Genomic DNA, 14,589 nt, shown 5'->3' with positions numbered 1-14,589 from the left:
CTTCGCGGTGGCGCTGTGCGGCGCCGGCGGCGACGCAGCGTTGCGCGCATCAGTACGCCAGCACCTCGACCACCGCGCCGGCGGGCAGGGTCTGCGGGCCTTCGCCGATCACGATCAGGGCATTGGAATCGGCGGCCGCGCGCAGACGGTGCGAGCCGGTGGCCGGATTGGGATCGGCGTACAGGCTGCCGTCCTCGCCCGCGGACAGACGCGCACGAATGAACTCGCGACGCGGGTGGGTCTTGTCGATCGCATCGGTGAGGCGCGCGCGCCAGCGCGGCCGCGCTTCGCCGCGGCCCTGCAGACCGTCGATCAGGGCGCGTCCGAAGGTCAGATAGGTCGCCATCACCGAGACCGGATTGCCCGGCAGGCCGAGGAAGCGGGCCTGGTCCAGGCTACCGAACAGCAAGGGCATGCCCGGCTTCATGCGCACCTTCCAGAAATGCGTGCGCCCGAACGCGGCCAGCACTGCCGGCACGTGATCCTTCTCGCCGGCCGAGACCGCGCCGCAGGTCAGGATCAGGTCGAAGGCGCAGGCGGCGTCGCGCAGCGCGATCTCGACCTGGCGCGGATCGTCGGGCAGGCGCGGCCAGGCGGTGGGCTCCAGGCCGTCGGCGCGCAGCAGCCCCATCAGCAGGTCGCGATTGCTGTCGTGGATCTGGCCCGGGCCCAGCGGCAAGCCGGGTTCGACCAGTTCGTCGCCGGTGGTGAACACCGCCACGGTCGGGCGCCGCGCCACGCTCAGCGAGGGCAGCCCCAGCGATGCGGCCAGCGACACCCGCGCCGGCGTCAGCGCCTGACCCGCGTGCAGCACTCGCTCGCCCACGCGCACGTCTTCGCCGGCGTAGCGCACGTTCGCGCCGCGGGCGGTGTCGGCGGGGATGCGCACGCGCTCGCCGTCGAGCTGCACGTTTTCCTTGATCGCGACGGTGTCGGCGCCGGCCGGCAGGGGGGCGCCGGTGGTGATGCGCAGGCACTGGCCCGCCGCGAGCGCGGGCGCGAGCGCGGCGCCCGCGAACTGCTCGCCGGCCAGGCGCAGGCCGGCGCCCTGCCCGGCCAGATCGGCATGACGGAAGGCGTAGCCGTCCATCGCGCTGTTGTCGAACGGCGGCAGCGCCAGCGGCGCGTCCACGTCCTGGGCCAGCACGCGGCCGTGGCAGCGCGGCAGGGCCAGGTTCTCGGTATCGAGGCGATGCGCGGCCGCGACCTCGGCGACGATGGCGATGGCTTCGTCGTAGCTCAGGCCGGTCGGGAACTCATGCATGGCTTCGATCAATCGCGTGCGGGCGCGACGATCCCGGCCGCGGCCAGATCGTCGTGCGTGTTGAGGTTGCCGAAGCGTAGGCCATCGCAGCGCACGCGCGCCATGCCCAGTTCGGTCTGCAACTGCTGCACCGCGAGGCGGCCCTGTGCGAGCGCCGCACGCAGGGCCGGGCGCAGCGCATCCACGCGCCATAGCGCGAACAGCGGCTGCAGGCCGTCTTCGTCGATCGCGCAAGCGCCGTGGGCGCCGGCGGCAGCCAGGCGCGCGGGCAAATCCGCGGGCGGGTGCAAGGCGTCGACCGGCAGGGTCAGCAGCCAGGGCGTCGAGACGGCCGTCGCCAGCGCCTCCAGACCGCCGAGCGGGCCCCGGTCCTGGTGCAGATCGGGGACGGCGCGCAGGCCTTGGCTGGCGTAGCGCTCGAGCTCGCGATTGGCGCTGATCAGGATCGCGCCGGTCTGCGCCGCGTAGCGCCGGCTCAGGTGCAGGACCTGGGCAAGGCCGTCGCGTTCGAGCCAGGCCTTGTCGAGGCCGCCCAGGCGGGTGGCGCGGCCGCCGGCCAGGAGGCCCAGGCTTAGGTCGGCGGGGGGTATGTGGCTGGCGGGAGGATGCGCTTGCATGAGCTTCTGCTCGTCATTCCCGCCAACGTAGGCATACAACGCGAGCGCAACGCACCCGCGCCCAATCTCACTTCCCGCGCTTCACATGCCGGATCAAGCGCCGCTTCTTCGCCACCTGCTTCTCGGTCAGCACGTTCTTCTTGCCCTCGTAAGGGTTGGTGCCTTCCTTGAAGATGAAACGCACCGGCGTGCCGACCAGCTTGAAGCGCTTGCGGAAGAAGTTTTCCAGGTAGCGCTTGTAGCTGTCGGCCAGGGTCCGCAGGCGGGTGCCGTGGACGACGAAGGTGGGCGGGTTGCTGGCCGCCGGGTGGGCGTAGCGCAGCTTGGCGACGTGACCGCGCACCACCGGCGGCGGGTTGGTCTCGTAGGCGATTTCCAGGGCCTTGGTGACTTCGGCGGTGGCGAACTCGCGGGTCGCCGAGTCGTGCGCGCGATGCACGGCGTTGAACAGCTCGCGCAAGCCGGAGCCGTGCTTGGCGCTGATGCGCACCGCTTCGGCCCAATCGACGAACGCGAGCTTGCGCACCAGCAGGTTTTCGGTCTGCTGGCGCTGGTAGTCGGTCTGACCGTCCCACTTGTTGACGGCGACCACGAGCGCGCGGCCGGCGTCCAGCGCATAGCCGAGCACGCTGGCGTCCTGGTCGGTCACGCCCTCGCCCGCGTCCAGCATCACCACCGCGACCTGGCACTGCTCGATCGCCTGCAGGGTCTTGATGATGGAGAACTTCTCCACCGCTTCCTCGACGCGCGACTTGCGGCGCAGGCCGGCGGTGTCGATCAGGCGATAGAGGCGGCCGTCGCGTTCCATGTCGATGGCGACCGAATCGCGGGTGGTGCCCGGCACTTCGGACGCGATCATGCGTTCTTCGCCGAGCAGGCGATTGACCAGGGTCGACTTGCCCACGTTGGGGCGGCCGATGAAGGCCACGCGGATGCGCGAGGGATCGCTGTCGAGCTCGGCCTGGGTGCCCTCTTCCGGCAGCTTGGCCAGCACTTCCTCGAGCAGGCGGTCGATGCCCTGGCGATGCGCCGAGGACACCGCGACGCGGTCGCTGAAGCCGTAGCGCGCGAAATCGTTGAGCGCGGCCTGGACGTCGATGCCGTCGGTCTTGTTGACCACCAGCAAGGTCGGACGCGCGGCCTTGCGCAGCCACTTGAGGATGTCGTCGTCCAGGGCCGAGGCGCCTTCGCGGCCGTCGACGATGAACAGCACCAGGTCGGCTTCCTCGGCGGCGGCGCGGGCCTGGCGCGCGGTCGCGCCGGCCAGCCCTTCGTCCTCGCCGGCGATGCCGCCGGTGTCGACCACCGCGAATGGGCGCAGGCCCTCGGGACGGCAGACGCCGTAGTGACGGTCGCGCGTAACGCCGGGCTGGTCGTGGACCAGGGCGTCGCGGCTGCGCGTGAGCGCGTTGAACAAGGTGGATTTTCCGACGTTGGGGCGGCCAACGAGGGCAACTAACGGAAGCATGATGTGAAGCCGGAAAGAGGAACGGGATGGGACCGGGCGGAAGACCGCCGCGATACGGGTTCGGTGGCCGGCGCCCGCGCGAATGCAGGGCTGCGACAGGCCGACATAGTGCCAGAGCGGCCGCGATGGCGCCTTCGGCGGCCGGGACGCGACTGCGGGCGCCGCGTGGCGGCGCCGTCCAGGGCGGCCTGGGCCAGCCCCGAAAGATCAAACGAACGGCCCGGCTCGGCGATCAGCCGACCCGGGCCGCGGGTACCTGCGGTCGGGCGATCCGGCGGCGTCTACGCCGTCCGGACCCGCCTTGCCTTTACTGCAGCTTGAACGCGGTCAGCTCGCCTTCGACGTTCTGCACCACCAGCACGCCGTCGGAGACCACCGGCGCAGCGCGCAGGGCCTTGCCGCCGACGCGCTGACGCGCGGCGAACTCGCCGTTGTCGAGCTTCAGCCAATGCACGTAGCCGTCGAAGTCGCCGACCACGGCGTAATCGCCCTGGATCGCGGCGCCGGTGACGTTGCGGCGGGCCAGGCCGGCCTGCTGCCACATCGCGCTGCCGCCGGCCTTGTCCAGGCCGAACACGGTGCCGGTGGGATCGGTGACCACCAGGCGGTCGGCGCTGACGCCGATGCGGCCGGCGCCGCCGTGCTCGCTGTTCCACATCGGGCGGCCGCTGGGACCGTCGATCGCCACGGTCTGCTTCTTGAAGCTGCTCGCGTACAGCGTGCTGCCTTCCAGCACCGGGGTGCCGTCGATGTCGGCCATGCGGTCCAGCTCGGTGCGGCCTTCCGGCTGCGACACGGCCTGTTCCCACATCGGGCGGCCGTCGGTGGCCGACAGCGCGACCACGGTGCCGTCGTCGTTGCCGACGAAGACGAAGCCCGGGCCCAGCACCGGCGCGTCGTTGCCGCGCAGCGACAGCATCGGCACGTCGCGGGTCCAGAACCAGCGGCGCTCGCCGCTGGCGGCGTCGAACGCGCTCAGGCGGCCGTCGTTGGAACGCACGAACACCAGGCCCATGCCCACCGCAGGCGCGGCGATGACTTCGTTGCCGACCTTGGCGCGCCACTTCTCGGCGCCGCTGGCGGCATCCAGCGCGATCACGTCGCCTTCCAGGCTGCCGACCACGACCAGGCCTTCGCCCACGCCGGGGCCGCCGGAGAGGCGGATGTCCTTGTCCTTCTTCTTGGCGTCCTCGCCCTGACGCATCGGCAGGTAGTCCCAGATCGACTTGCCGGTCTGCAGATCGAAGGCGTGCACGCCGCCTTCGATCGCGGCGGCGTAGACGCGGCCGTCGGCGATGGTCGGGCCCTGGCGCACGCCCATGCGGTCCTCGCCCTTGCCGGCGTGCGTCGACCACAGTTTGGCGACGTTGGCGGTCGGGGTGATGTCGGTCAGTTCGACCGGCTCGTTGGGCTTGCCGTCGTCCTTCTTGCTGCCGCCGAACCAGCCCTTGACGGTGGAGCAGCCGGCCAGCGCGAAGGCGCACATCAGGACGGCGGAAACGCGGACTGCGGTGCGGCTGGGGGTCATGGCTGCAACCTTCATCAAGACTTGGCCTCGGGCTTGACCGGGGAACCGCCGGCTTCGGTGAGCTTGAGTTCGAGCAGGCGGCGCTGCGGCGAGGCCACGTCCAGCTTGGTCATCGCCTGCGTATACGCTTCCTGCGCCTTGGCGCGCTGGCCCAGGGCCAGCTGGGCGTCGCCGCGCACCGCGATGGCGGTGGGCGTGGTCGCGTTGGCGAGCAGCTTGAGCGCGGCGTCGGCCTGCTTGGCGTCGATCAGCAGACGCGCCAGGCGCAGATTGACGATCTCGGCGATGGCCGGATCCTCGGACTGGATCGAGCGCAGGGTCGCGATCGCCGCGTCGCGCTGGTTGGCGACCACCTGCGACTGCGCCAGGCGCAGCGCGGCGAGCGTGTGATAGGTGTTCTGGCCCAGCGCCTTGACCTTGGCTTCGGCGCCCTTGTCCTTGGCCTCGATCGCGTCGAGCGCGGCCTGATACTGGTTGGCGATTTGCGCCTGCTGCTGGACCTGATGGTTCTCCCACCACTTCCAGCCGCCGATCGCGGCCAGACCCAGGGCGATGCCGCCGATCAGTCCGGCGCCGTTGCGGCGCAGCCACTCCAGTACGCGTTCGCTTTGTTCGTGTTCGTCAGCCAGATCGTCGATCGCCATCGTTCATCTCGCTCCGCCGACCGGCTGGAGCCCAAAGGAATATGACCGGCCCGCGGTGCGGGCCAGTGAGGGACATGCCGGATTACCGGGGCATGCGCAGACCCGCGTCGCGGGTCAGTCGGAGACCGGCGCGAGGGAACCGTCAGAGGATAGCGTAAAGCGCGCGACGTTCGCGCGGCTGAACGGCGCCAGATCGACGGGTTGACCCGCCTGCTGCACTTCGACCGCGGACGAGTTGCCCAGCACCACGCGCGCGACTTCGCCGGCGGCGTAGTTGCGGCGTTCGCCGGCGCCGAGCAAGCCCTGCTCCAGGGTGCTGCCGTCGGTCGCGTAGACCTGCACCCAGCTGTCGCCGGTGAAGTTCAGCGACAAGGCGGTCTGCGCTTGCGCCGCCGGCGCGGCCGGCAGCGGCGCCATCGAGGCGATCAGCGGGGTGCGCTGCGCCGCGGCGGCGGGTTCGGTGGAGGGCGTGGCGCCGGCGCTCAGCGCGCTGGCCGGCACGTCCAGCGACTGCACGGCCAAGTTGCTGTCCAGGTGCGGACGCGTGGCCAGCCACACCGGCACCGCGATCGCGGCGGTCAGCACGATGTAGATCGCGCGACGGGTGGCTTGTTCGAACACGCGGCGGTAGCGCGGCGTGTGGGTGTGGCTGACCAGCTGCGACGGCGCCAATTGGGCGACGGCGACGCGGTCGAGTTCGGGTTCCAGATCGACCCCGAGCAGGCGCGCATAGCTGCGCAGCTGGCCGCGCACGAACACCGGCGCGCCGATGCGCTGCAGATCGTCTTCTTCCAGCGCCTGCACCACGCGGGTCGGCATCTTGAGGCGCGCGGACACGTCCGCGTGCGACAGACCGGCCCGTTCGCGGGCAAGTTTCAGGCGCGCGCCACAGCTACCCCCGCCGTCAGGCGCGACTTCGTTAGAAAGCATCATCGCTTACCGTCATCCCCTGTCCCGGAGCCCTGCGCGTCAGGGAACTCCGCCCGTAGACGCTGAACGTATCTTGCGGCGGCAGCCGTGTCGCCGAGTTTTTGTTCGATTTGTGACGCAAGCACCAGCGCGTCCGGATCCGCCGGGGCGGCAGCCAGCCTGCGTTCAGAAAAAGCCCGGGCCTCGAAGGCATTGCCCTTCTGCAGCTCGATCCGCGCCAGGCCGCCCAGGGCCAGGGCGTTGTTGGCGTCCAGGGCCAGCGCGGTGCGCAGGTCGCGCTCGGCGCGCTGGGTCTGGCCGGCGGTGGCGGCGCAACTGCCGGCATTGGCCAGCGCCGCGGTCGGGGTGGCATAGGCGCTGTCGGCCAGGGCGCGGTCGAACCAGCTCAGCGATTCGGCGGCGTGGCCGCTGGCGCACAGCCAGGCGCCGTAGTTGTTGAGGAAGGCGCCGCGCTCGGGCGCTAGCTCGACCGCCTTCTTGTAGTGCTGCCCTGCCCCGGCCATGTCGCCGCGGCGTTCGGCGACCGCGCCCAGGATGGTCACGGCCTCGACCGAACGCGGGTCGGCCTTGAGCGCGGTGCGAGCGTCGCGCTCGGCACCGTCGAGGTCGCCGTTGCGCAGCGCGGCCTGAGCCAGCTGGACCCGGGTACGCGCGACCGAGGCGTCCTTGGTGCGCTTATCGTCGCGCACCGCGTAATCGGGGCCGGTGTGCTCGTAATTGGTCTTGTCGAAGTTCGGCCGCACGAAGGTCAGGCGCTTGCAGCCGGACAAGCCGGTCGCGGCCAGCGCCAACAGCACCGCCCACAACGGCCACCTGGCCCACATCGCGCGTCCTTCAAGCCGCATCGCCCAGCCCTTGAGATTCGAGTTTCTTGCGGAATTCGGCCTGGCGCCGGGTCCGGTCCATGACCTGGCCCTTGAGCTGGCCGCAGGCCGCGTCGATGTCGTCGCCACGGGTGCGGCGCACCGGCGCGATCATGCCGGCGTCGTTGAGCAGCTTCTGGAAGCTGCGGATCGCGGCGTCGTCCGGGCGCTCGTAGCGCGTGCCCGGGAACGGATTGAACGGGATCAGGTTGACCTTGGCCGCGTCCTTCATCTGCACCGCGTTATCGAACTGACGCAGCAGACGCAGCAGCTGACGCGCGTGCTGAGGCTGATCGTTGACGCCCTTCATCAGGGTGTACTCGAAGGTCACCGAGGTGCCGCGCTTGCGCAGCGCGTAACGCACGCAGGCTTCCATCAGCTGCGCGATCGGGTACTTCTTGTTGAGCGGGACCAGCTCGCTGCGCAACTCGTCGTTGGCCGCGTGCAGCGAGACCGCCAGCGAGACGTCGCTGACCTCGCCGAGCTTGTCGATCATCGGCACCATGCCGGCGGTAGACAGCGTCACGCGCTTGTTGGCCAGGCCGTAGCCCAGGTCGTCGCGCATGATGCTCATGGCGCGCACGACGTTGTCGAAATTCGCCAGCGGCTCGCCCATGCCCATCATCACCACGTTGGTGAGCTTGCGCTGCTGATGCGGGACGTTGCCCAGATGGCGCGCCGCCACCCAGACCTGGCCGATGATTTCGGCGGTCGACAGGTTGCGGTTGAAGCCCTGGGTGGCGGTGGAACAGAACTGGCAGTTCAAGGCGCAACCGACCTGCGAGGACACGCACAGGGTGCCGCGGCCCTTGTCGGGAATGAACACCGTTTCGATCGCGTTCTTCGGGTCCATGCCCAGCAGCCACTTGTGGGTGCCGTCGGCGGAGGCCTTGTCGAACACCACCTGCGGCACGCGCACCTGCGCGTGCTGCTCGAGCTTGGCGCGCAGCGCCTTGCCCAGGTCGGTCATGTCGTTGAAGTCGGTGACGTAGCGGTGGTGGATCCACTTCATCACCTGGTGCGCGCGGAAGCGCTTCTCGCCCAGGGTCTGCTCGAAGAAGTCTTCCAGCGAGACGCGGTCGAGATCGAACAGATTGGTCTTGCTCGGATCGACGGCGACGTAGCCGGGCGTGGCCGGCTGCGTCGCCGCGATCGCGACGTCGTTGGCGAGGGCTTGCGCGCTCACGGGCGTAGCCGACGCCGGCGCATCGCCGGCGTGCGGAAGATCGTTCGTGGTGGCGCGCAGCTCGGTCACGGCGATTTAGCGCGCGTAGACGTCGGTGGCCGGGAAGAAGTACGCGATCTCGATCGCGGCGTTCTCCAGGCTGTCCGAGCCGTGCACGGCATTGGCGTCGATGCTGTCGGCGAAGTCGGCGCGGATGGTGCCCGGCGCGGCGTCCTTCGGATTGGTGGCGCCCATCAGGTCGCGGTGCTTGAGCACGGCGTTCTCGCCCTGCAGCGCCTGGATCACCACCGGGCCGCTGATCATGAATTCGACCAGGGCGGCGAAGAACGGACGCTCGCGGTGCACGGCGTAGAAACCTTCGGCTTCCTGCTTGGAGAGGTGCTTCATCTTGGAGGCGACGACCTTCAGGCCCGCCTTCTCGAAGCGCGTGTAGATCTCACCGATGACGTTCTTGGCGACGGCGTCGGGCTTGATGATGGACAGGGTGCGCTCCAGCGCCATGGAAATTCTCCGGGTAGGCGGGCCGCTGCTGCTTCCTTGCGAGGGCCCGAGAATAACAGAAAAACCCGCGACAGGACGCGGGTTTAGCCAATATGGCTACGGTAATTCTACCGGATCGGTCAGGCGATTTGCACGGTTGTGCTGAAAATCCGTTGACGATCCGGCCGGGGCGGGACTAGGATCAAACAAGCGTTTGATTCAGCCCAGCCCCGGAGCCCCATGGCCGCCACCGCGCATTTCTCCACCAAGGACCGCATTCTCGGCGCCGCCGAGGAGCTGTTCGCCCAATTCGGCTTCACCGGCACCTCGCTGCGCCAGGTGACCAGCCGCGCCGACGTCAACATCGCGGCGGTCAACTACCACTTCGGCAGCAAGGAAAACCTGGTCAACGAGGTGTTCCGCCGACGCATGGACGACATGAGCCGGCAGCGCCTGAGCGCCCTGCAGGAGGCTGTGCAACAGCATCCGGGCGAACTGGAGCCGATCCTGGCCGCGTTCGTGGAGCCGGCCCTGGCCCTGGCCCAGGACCGCCACGGCGGCGCCGCCTTCGTGCGCGTGGTCGCCCGCGCCTACGCCGAGAAGAACGACAGCCTGCGCAAGTTCCTGTCCGACCACTACGGCCACGTGCTGCGCGAGTTCGCCAAGGCGATCGCGGCCGCGGTGCCGGGCCTGAGCAAGGAAGAGCTGTACTGGCGCCTGGACTTCCTGGCCGGCGCCCTGACCTATGCCATGGCCGACTTCGGCCTGATCAAGCGCCCCGCCGGCGTCAGCGAGGCGGCGCATCGCGAGCGCGCGGGCCGCGAACTGATTCGTTTCGCCGCCGCCGGCTTCAAGAGCTGAGCGCGGCGCCACGTCTTTATTTCCTAGCGCGTCCGGGCGACCCCATCGGCGGCTCCGCCTCCGTTTCCGCCTTGGCGCGGCAATAAAAATGCAATCAATCCAAGGAGTTGCAGACGATGTCTAATAAATTGCTTGTCCGCCGTGCCGCGGTCCTGGGCGCCGGCGTCATGGGCGCGCAGATCGCGGCGCACCTGACCAACGCGGGCGTCGACACGGTGCTGTTCGACCTGCCGGCCAAGGAGGGCGACCCCAACGGCATCGTCGCCAAGGCGATCGCGAACCTGGGCAAGCTCAGCCCCGCCCCGCTCGCCAGCAAGGGCCTGGCCGAGCGCATCGGCGCGGCCAACTACGAAACCGGCCTGGAACAGCTGCGCGACTGCGACCTGATCATCGAGGCCATCGCCGAGCGCATGGACTGGAAGCAGGACCTGTACAAGAAGATCGCGCCCTACGTGGCCGCGCACACCGTGCTGGCCTCCAACACCTCCGGCCTGGGCATCAACAAGCTGGCCGAGGTGCTGCCCGAGGAACTGCGCCACCGCTTCCTGGGCGTGCACTTCTTCAATCCGCCGCGCTACATGCACCTGGCCGAGCTGATCCCGGCGCGCGGCACCGACGCCAGCGTGCTCGAGGGCCTGGAAACCTTCCTCACCACCACCCTGGGCAAGGGCGTGGTGATCGCCAAGGACACCCCGAACTTCATCGGCAACCGCATCGGCGTGTTCTCGATGCTGGCCGCCATGCACCACACCGAGCAGTTCGGCCTGGGCTTCGACACCGTCGACGCCCTGACCGGTCCGGCGATCGGGCGCCCGAAGTCGGCGACCTATCGCACCGCCGACGTGGTCGGCCTGGACACCATGGCCCACGTCATCAAGACCATGGCCGACACCCTGCCCGACGACCCGTGGCATCAGTACTTCAAGGCGCCCAAGTGGCTGGCCGCGCTGATCGAAAAGGGCGCGCTGGGCCAGAAGACCGGCGCCGGCGTCTACACCAAGCGCGGCAAGGACATCCTGGTGCTGGACCTGAAGGCCCAGGACTACCGCGTTTCGGCCGGCGAGCCCGATGCCGAAGTCGCCGCCCTGCTCAAGGAGCGCGATCCGGCCAAGAAGTTCGCCGCCCTGCGCGCCAGCAGCCATCCGCAGGCGCAGTTCCTGTGGGCGGTGTTCCGCGACAGCTTCCACTACAGCGCCTTCCACCTGGAATCGATCGCCGACACCGCGCGCGACGTCGACTTCGCGATGCGCTGGGGCTACGGCTGGTCGCTGGGCCCGTTCGAGACCTGGCAGGCCGCGGGTTGGAAGCAGGTCGCCGACTGGATCGCCGAGGACATCGTGGCCGGCAAGGCGATGGCGCCCGCGCCGCTGCCGAACTGGGTGTTCGACGGCCGCGACGGCGTGCACGGCGCCGACGGCAGCTACAGCCCGGGCCGCAACGCCAAGGTCGCGCGCTCGTCCAACCCGGTCTATGCGCGCCAGCGCTTCCCCGACGCCCTGCTCGGCGAGAAGTTCTCGCAAGGCCAGACCGTGTTCGAGAACGACGGCATCCGCCTGTGGGCGGACGACGGCGACGACATCGCGGTGATCAGCTTCAAGACCAAGATGCACACGGTCAACGACCACGTGCTCAACGGCATCCAGGAAGCGATCGGCATCGCCGAAAAGAAGTTCAAGGGCGTGGTGATCTGGCAGCCCAAGGAGCCGTTCTCGGCCGGCGCCGACCTGTCCGGCGCGCTCGGCCTGCTGCAGGCCGGCGACCTCAAGGGCTTCGAGGCCATGGTCGCCAACTTCCAGGCCACCAGCCAGCGCATCAAGTATTCGCTGGTGCCGGTGGTCGCGGCGGTGCGCGGCCTGGCCCTGGGTGGCGGCTGCGAGTTCCAGATGCACGCGGCCAAGAGCGTGTTCGCGCTGGAAAGCTATATCGGCCTGGTCGAGGCCGGCGTCGGCCTGCTGCCGGCCGGCGGCGGTCTGAAGGAGTTCGCGGTGCGCGCCTCCGAAGCGGCCGGCCCGGGCGGCGACGTGTTCGCCCAGCTCAAGCCCGCGTTCGAATCCGTGGCCATGGCCAAGGTCTCGAGCTCGGCCTTCGAGGCGCGCGAGCTCAAGCTGGCGCGCGACGGCGACGCGGTGGTGTTCAACGCCTTCGAACTGCTGCACGTGGCCAAGGCCCAGGCCCGCGCCCTGGCCGAGAGCGGCTACCGTCCGCCCCTGCCCGGCCGCCGCGTCCAGGTCGCCGGCGACGTCGGCATCGCGACCTTCAAGATGATGCTGGTCAACATGCTGGAAGGCCGCTTCATCTCGCCGCACGACTACGAGATCGCCACCCGCATCGCCACCGTGATCTGCGGCGGCGAAGTCGACCGCGGCGCGCTGGTCGACGAGGAATGGCTGCTCAAGCTGGAGCGCGAACACTTCGTCGCCCTGGCGCAGATGCCCAAGACGCAGGAGCGCATCGCGCACATGCTCAAGACCGGCAAGCCGCTCCGTAACTAAGCGCCGACGACATAGGACTCACAGACATGACCAAGCAAGTTCAAGACGCCTACATCGTCGCCGCCACCCGTACCCCGGTCGGCAAGGCCCCGCGCGGCGTATTCCGCAACACCCGTCCCGACGACATGCTCGCCCACGTGCTCAAGTCGGTGGTGGCGCAGGCCCCGGGCATCGACCTCAACCGCATCGACGACGCCATCATCGGCTGCGCCATGCCCGAGGGCGAGCAAGGCATGAACGTGGCGCGCATCGGCGTGCTGCTGGCCGGCCTGCCCAACACCATCGCCGCGCAGACCATCAACCGTTTCTGCTCCTCCGGCCTGCAGGCCGTGGCCCTGGCCGCCAACGAGATCCGCCTGGGCAACTCCGACCTGGTCCTGGCCGGCGGCACCGAGTCGATGTCGATGGTGCCGATGATGGGCAACAAGGTCGCGCTGAGCCCCAGCGTGTTCAAGGACGACCACGTCGCCATCGCTTACGGCATGGGCATCACCGCCGAGAAGGTCGCCGAGGAATGGAAGATCTCGCGCGAGGACCAGGACGCGTTCGCGCTGGCCTCGCACCGCAAGGCGATCGCCGCGCAGCAGGCCGGCGAGTTCACCGCCGAGATCAGCCCCTACGAGGTGCTGTCGCACCAGCCCGACCTGAGCGGCAACACGATCAAGCTGCGCAAGAGCCTGATCGAGCTGGACGAAGGCCCGCGCGCCGACGCTTCGCTGGAAGCGCTGGCCAAGCTCAAGCCGGTGTTCCGCAACGGCCAGTTCGGCGGCACGGTCACCGCCGGCACCGCTTCGCAGATGAGCGACGGCGCGGCCGCAGTGCTGCTGGCCTCCGGCCAGGCGGTCAAGGACTACGGCCTGACCCCGCTCGCGCGTTTCGTCAGCTTCTCGGTCGCCGGCGTGCGGCCGGAAGTGATGGGCATCGGCCCGATCGCGGCGATCCCGAAGGCGCTCAAGCAGGCCGGTCTGAGCCAGGACCAGATCGACTGGATCGAGCTCAACGAAGCCTTTGCCGCGCAGGCGCTGGCGGTGATCCGCGACAGCGGCCTGGACCCGTCCAAGGTCAACCCGCTGGGCGGCGCGATCGCGCTGGGCCATCCGCTGGGCGCGACCGGTGCGATCCGCACCGCGACCATCGTGCACGGCCTGCGCCGTCGTCAGCAGAAGTACGGCCTAGTGACCATGTGCATCGGCACCGGCATGGGCGCGGCGGGCGTGTTCGAGGCGCTCTGAGTTCGGCCATCGAGCGAAGGCCGCGGCCTTCGCATCGAATCGTCGGGGCGGCTACGGCCGCCCCGATGCGTTTGCGGTCCACAAAAAAAGCGAGGGCAGCCGGAGCTGCCCTCGCCTCGCACCACGATGGGCGCGCGACGCCCGGCCCACGGTAGCCGGCGTCGTGCGCGCACTACTTCGGGCAGGCGGTGAACTTGCCCTGGGCGTCGCGGCAACGCTTGCTGGCGGCCTGCTTGTCGCAGGACACGAACTTGCCCTGGGGATCGCGGCAGTGGTTCGCCGCGGTCGCTTTGGCCGACGCCGGTTTGGCCGCGGCCGCCATCGGTTGGACGGCGGCACGCGCGGGCGCGGGCTTGGCGGCGGGCGTCGCATGCGCGGCCGTCGCCGGTTGCGCGGCGCCGGCGGCCAGGCTCAGCGACAGCAAGGCGGCGACGATCGGTAGCAAAGATGTGCGGAACATGGCGGCCTCTCCCGAAGACGCGATCGGTGCGATCGCGTTCGCAGGCTAGGCGCGGCGAGACTACGGCCGGCTGGGCGTGGGATTAAACATTTTTAATCCGGCAGCTCTTGTGTAGGAGCGGCGTAAGCCACGACCGCGCCACACGCTGGCGTCGCTGCTGCGATGGCGGGTCGCGCTTACGCCGCTCCTACCCCAAAGCAGTGCGGGTAGCTCAGGCCAGGCGCGTTCCGTTCGGCACGCGCCGTTCGATCGCGGTGACCACCACGCCTTCGTCGGTCGGAAACCCGGTGAGCAGGAACTCGGAGCGGAACGGGCCGACCTGCTTGGGCGGGAAGTTGATCACGCCGACGATCTGGCGGCCGACCAATTCCTCGGCTGTGTACAGCTGCTTGACCTGCGCGCTGGTCTTGCGCACGCCGTGCGGGCCGAAGTCCACCCACAGTTTCCAGGCCGGCTTGCGCGCCTCCGGGAATTCCTCGACCCGCAGCACCGTGCCCGCGCACAGCATCACCCGCTCGAACTCGCTCCAGCTCAGATCGCCGTCGGCGATCATGGTGTCGTTTT

14 protein-coding genes are annotated in these 14,589 nt (G+C 69.5%); 3 read left to right on the top strand and 11 right to left on the bottom strand.

The genetic code is table 11. The annotated features are described in order from the left end of the window. Positions 1 to 49 precede the first annotated feature (49 nt). From glp to ndk, 9 genes are all read right to left on the bottom strand, one after another. The gene (gene glp, locus BMZ45_RS11895; protein WP_091637232.1) at positions 50 to 1,264 is read right to left on the bottom strand and encodes a molybdopterin molybdotransferase MoeA; all 1,215 of its coding nucleotides are present in this window, start codon (positions 1,262 to 1,264) and stop codon (positions 50 to 52) included. Between the two features lie 8 nt (positions 1,265 to 1,272). Continuing rightward, on the bottom strand, positions 1,273 to 1,881 hold the full coding sequence (locus tag BMZ45_RS11890) for a molybdenum cofactor guanylyltransferase (protein ID WP_091636698.1): 609 nt from the start codon (positions 1,879 to 1,881) through the stop codon (positions 1,273 to 1,275). 67 nt (positions 1,882 to 1,948) lie between these two features. Then, the gene (gene der / locus BMZ45_RS11885) at positions 1,949 to 3,349 is read right to left on the bottom strand and encodes a ribosome biogenesis GTPase Der (RefSeq protein ID WP_091636695.1); all 1,401 of its coding nucleotides are present in this window, start codon (positions 3,347 to 3,349) and stop codon (positions 1,949 to 1,951) included. Between the two features lie 307 nt (positions 3,350 to 3,656). After that, positions 3,657 to 4,877, bottom strand: a complete 1,221-nt coding sequence (gene bamB / locus BMZ45_RS11880) for an outer membrane protein assembly factor BamB (protein ID WP_091636692.1) — start codon at positions 4,875 to 4,877, stop codon at positions 3,657 to 3,659. 14 nt (positions 4,878 to 4,891) lie between these two features. Continuing rightward, positions 4,892 to 5,521, bottom strand: a complete 630-nt coding sequence (locus BMZ45_RS11875) for a YfgM family protein (protein ID WP_091636690.1) — start codon at positions 5,519 to 5,521, stop codon at positions 4,892 to 4,894. A 114-nt stretch (positions 5,522 to 5,635) separates the two neighbouring features. After that, positions 5,636 to 6,451, bottom strand: a complete 816-nt coding sequence (locus BMZ45_RS11870; RefSeq protein WP_091637231.1) for a helix-turn-helix domain-containing protein — start codon at positions 6,449 to 6,451, stop codon at positions 5,636 to 5,638. Further along, positions 6,451 to 7,275, bottom strand: coding sequence for a type IV pilus biogenesis/stability protein PilW (gene pilW / locus BMZ45_RS11865; RefSeq protein WP_091636687.1), 825 nt, complete (start codon positions 7,273 to 7,275; stop codon positions 6,451 to 6,453). Before pilW ends, BMZ45_RS11870 begins: the two co-directional genes overlap by 1 nt. Positions 7,276 to 7,285: 10 nt before the next feature. After that, positions 7,286 to 8,467 (bottom strand): 23S rRNA (adenine(2503)-C(2))-methyltransferase RlmN, encoded by a 1,182-nt coding sequence (gene rlmN, locus BMZ45_RS11860; protein WP_091637230.1) that lies wholly within the window; start codon positions 8,465 to 8,467, stop codon positions 7,286 to 7,288. Between the two features lie 108 nt (positions 8,468 to 8,575). Next, the gene (gene ndk, locus BMZ45_RS11855) at positions 8,576 to 9,001 is read right to left on the bottom strand and encodes a nucleoside-diphosphate kinase (protein WP_055906769.1); all 426 of its coding nucleotides are present in this window, start codon (positions 8,999 to 9,001) and stop codon (positions 8,576 to 8,578) included. A 219-nt stretch (positions 9,002 to 9,220) separates the two neighbouring features. On the opposite strand from ndk, the gene BMZ45_RS11850 reads away from it, so the two are divergent. The 3 genes from BMZ45_RS11850 (at position 9,221) to BMZ45_RS11840 (ending at position 13,565) form a co-directional block, all read left to right on the top strand. After that, the gene (locus tag BMZ45_RS11850) at positions 9,221 to 9,841 is read left to right on the top strand and encodes a TetR/AcrR family transcriptional regulator (RefSeq protein WP_091636684.1); all 621 of its coding nucleotides are present in this window, start codon (positions 9,221 to 9,223) and stop codon (positions 9,839 to 9,841) included. Between the two features lie 116 nt (positions 9,842 to 9,957). Then, positions 9,958 to 12,333 (top strand): 3-hydroxyacyl-CoA dehydrogenase/enoyl-CoA hydratase family protein, encoded by a 2,376-nt coding sequence (locus BMZ45_RS11845; RefSeq protein WP_091636681.1) that lies wholly within the window; start codon positions 9,958 to 9,960, stop codon positions 12,331 to 12,333. A gap of 26 nt (positions 12,334 to 12,359) precedes the next feature. After that, entirely contained in the window at positions 12,360 to 13,565 is a 1,206-nt protein-coding gene (locus BMZ45_RS11840) for an acetyl-CoA C-acyltransferase (RefSeq protein ID WP_091636678.1), read from the top strand. A gap of 172 nt (positions 13,566 to 13,737) precedes the next feature. On the opposite strand, the gene BMZ45_RS11835 is transcribed toward BMZ45_RS11840, so the two are convergent. Both BMZ45_RS11835 and BMZ45_RS11830 read right to left on the bottom strand, forming a co-directional pair. After that, positions 13,738 to 14,025: a hypothetical protein gene (locus BMZ45_RS11835; RefSeq protein WP_091636676.1), complete on the bottom strand. Its 288-nt coding sequence runs from the start codon at positions 14,023 to 14,025 to the stop codon at positions 13,738 to 13,740. Positions 14,026 to 14,236: 211 nt separating this feature from the next. After that, a complete protein-coding gene (locus tag BMZ45_RS11830; RefSeq protein WP_091637229.1) occupies positions 14,237 to 14,578 on the bottom strand; it encodes a tRNA-binding protein in 342 nt (113 codons plus the stop codon). Between the last annotated feature and the right edge of the window lie 11 nt (positions 14,579 to 14,589).

The organism is Lysobacter sp. cf310 (assembly GCF_900114355.1).
Taxonomy (GTDB): domain Bacteria; phylum Pseudomonadota; class Gammaproteobacteria; order Xanthomonadales; family Xanthomonadaceae; genus Lysobacter.
Note: the sequence above shows the minus strand (reverse complement) of the source record. Positions and strands in the feature narration are given on the sequence as shown.

Bases quoted from the DNA above. Each gene is read 5' to 3' on its own strand.
- BMZ45_RS11835 (WP_091636676.1), bottom strand. From the start codon at position 14,025: ATGTTCCGCACATCTTTGCTACCGATCGTCGCCGCCTTGCTGTCGCTG.
- BMZ45_RS11875 (WP_091636690.1), bottom strand. From the start codon at position 5,521: ATGGCGATCGACGATCTGGCTGACGAACACGAACAAAGCGAACGCGTA.
- BMZ45_RS11870 (WP_091637231.1), bottom strand. From the start codon at position 6,451: ATGCTTTCTAACGAAGTCGCGCCTGACGGCGGGGGTAGCTGTGGCGCG.
- bamB (WP_091636692.1), bottom strand. From the start codon at position 4,877: ATGACCCCCAGCCGCACCGCAGTCCGCGTTTCCGCCGTCCTGATGTGC.
- BMZ45_RS11845 (WP_091636681.1), top strand. From the start codon at position 9,958: ATGTCTAATAAATTGCTTGTCCGCCGTGCCGCGGTCCTGGGCGCCGGC.
- pilW (WP_091636687.1), bottom strand. From the start codon at position 7,275: ATGTGGGCCAGGTGGCCGTTGTGGGCGGTGCTGTTGGCGCTGGCCGCG.
- BMZ45_RS11840 (WP_091636678.1), top strand. From the start codon at position 12,360: ATGACCAAGCAAGTTCAAGACGCCTACATCGTCGCCGCCACCCGTACC.
- BMZ45_RS11830 (WP_091637229.1), bottom strand. From the start codon at position 14,578: ATGATCGCCGACGGCGATCTGAGCTGGAGCGAGTTCGAGCGGGTGATG.
- ndk (WP_055906769.1), bottom strand. From the start codon at position 9,001: ATGGCGCTGGAGCGCACCCTGTCCATCATCAAGCCCGACGCCGTCGCC.
- BMZ45_RS11850 (WP_091636684.1), top strand. From the start codon at position 9,221: ATGGCCGCCACCGCGCATTTCTCCACCAAGGACCGCATTCTCGGCGCC.
- BMZ45_RS11890 (WP_091636698.1), bottom strand. From the start codon at position 1,881: ATGCAAGCGCATCCTCCCGCCAGCCACATACCCCCCGCCGACCTAAGC.
- der (WP_091636695.1), bottom strand. From the start codon at position 3,349: ATGCTTCCGTTAGTTGCCCTCGTTGGCCGCCCCAACGTCGGAAAATCC.
- glp (WP_091637232.1), bottom strand. From the start codon at position 1,264: ATGCATGAGTTCCCGACCGGCCTGAGCTACGACGAAGCCATCGCCATC.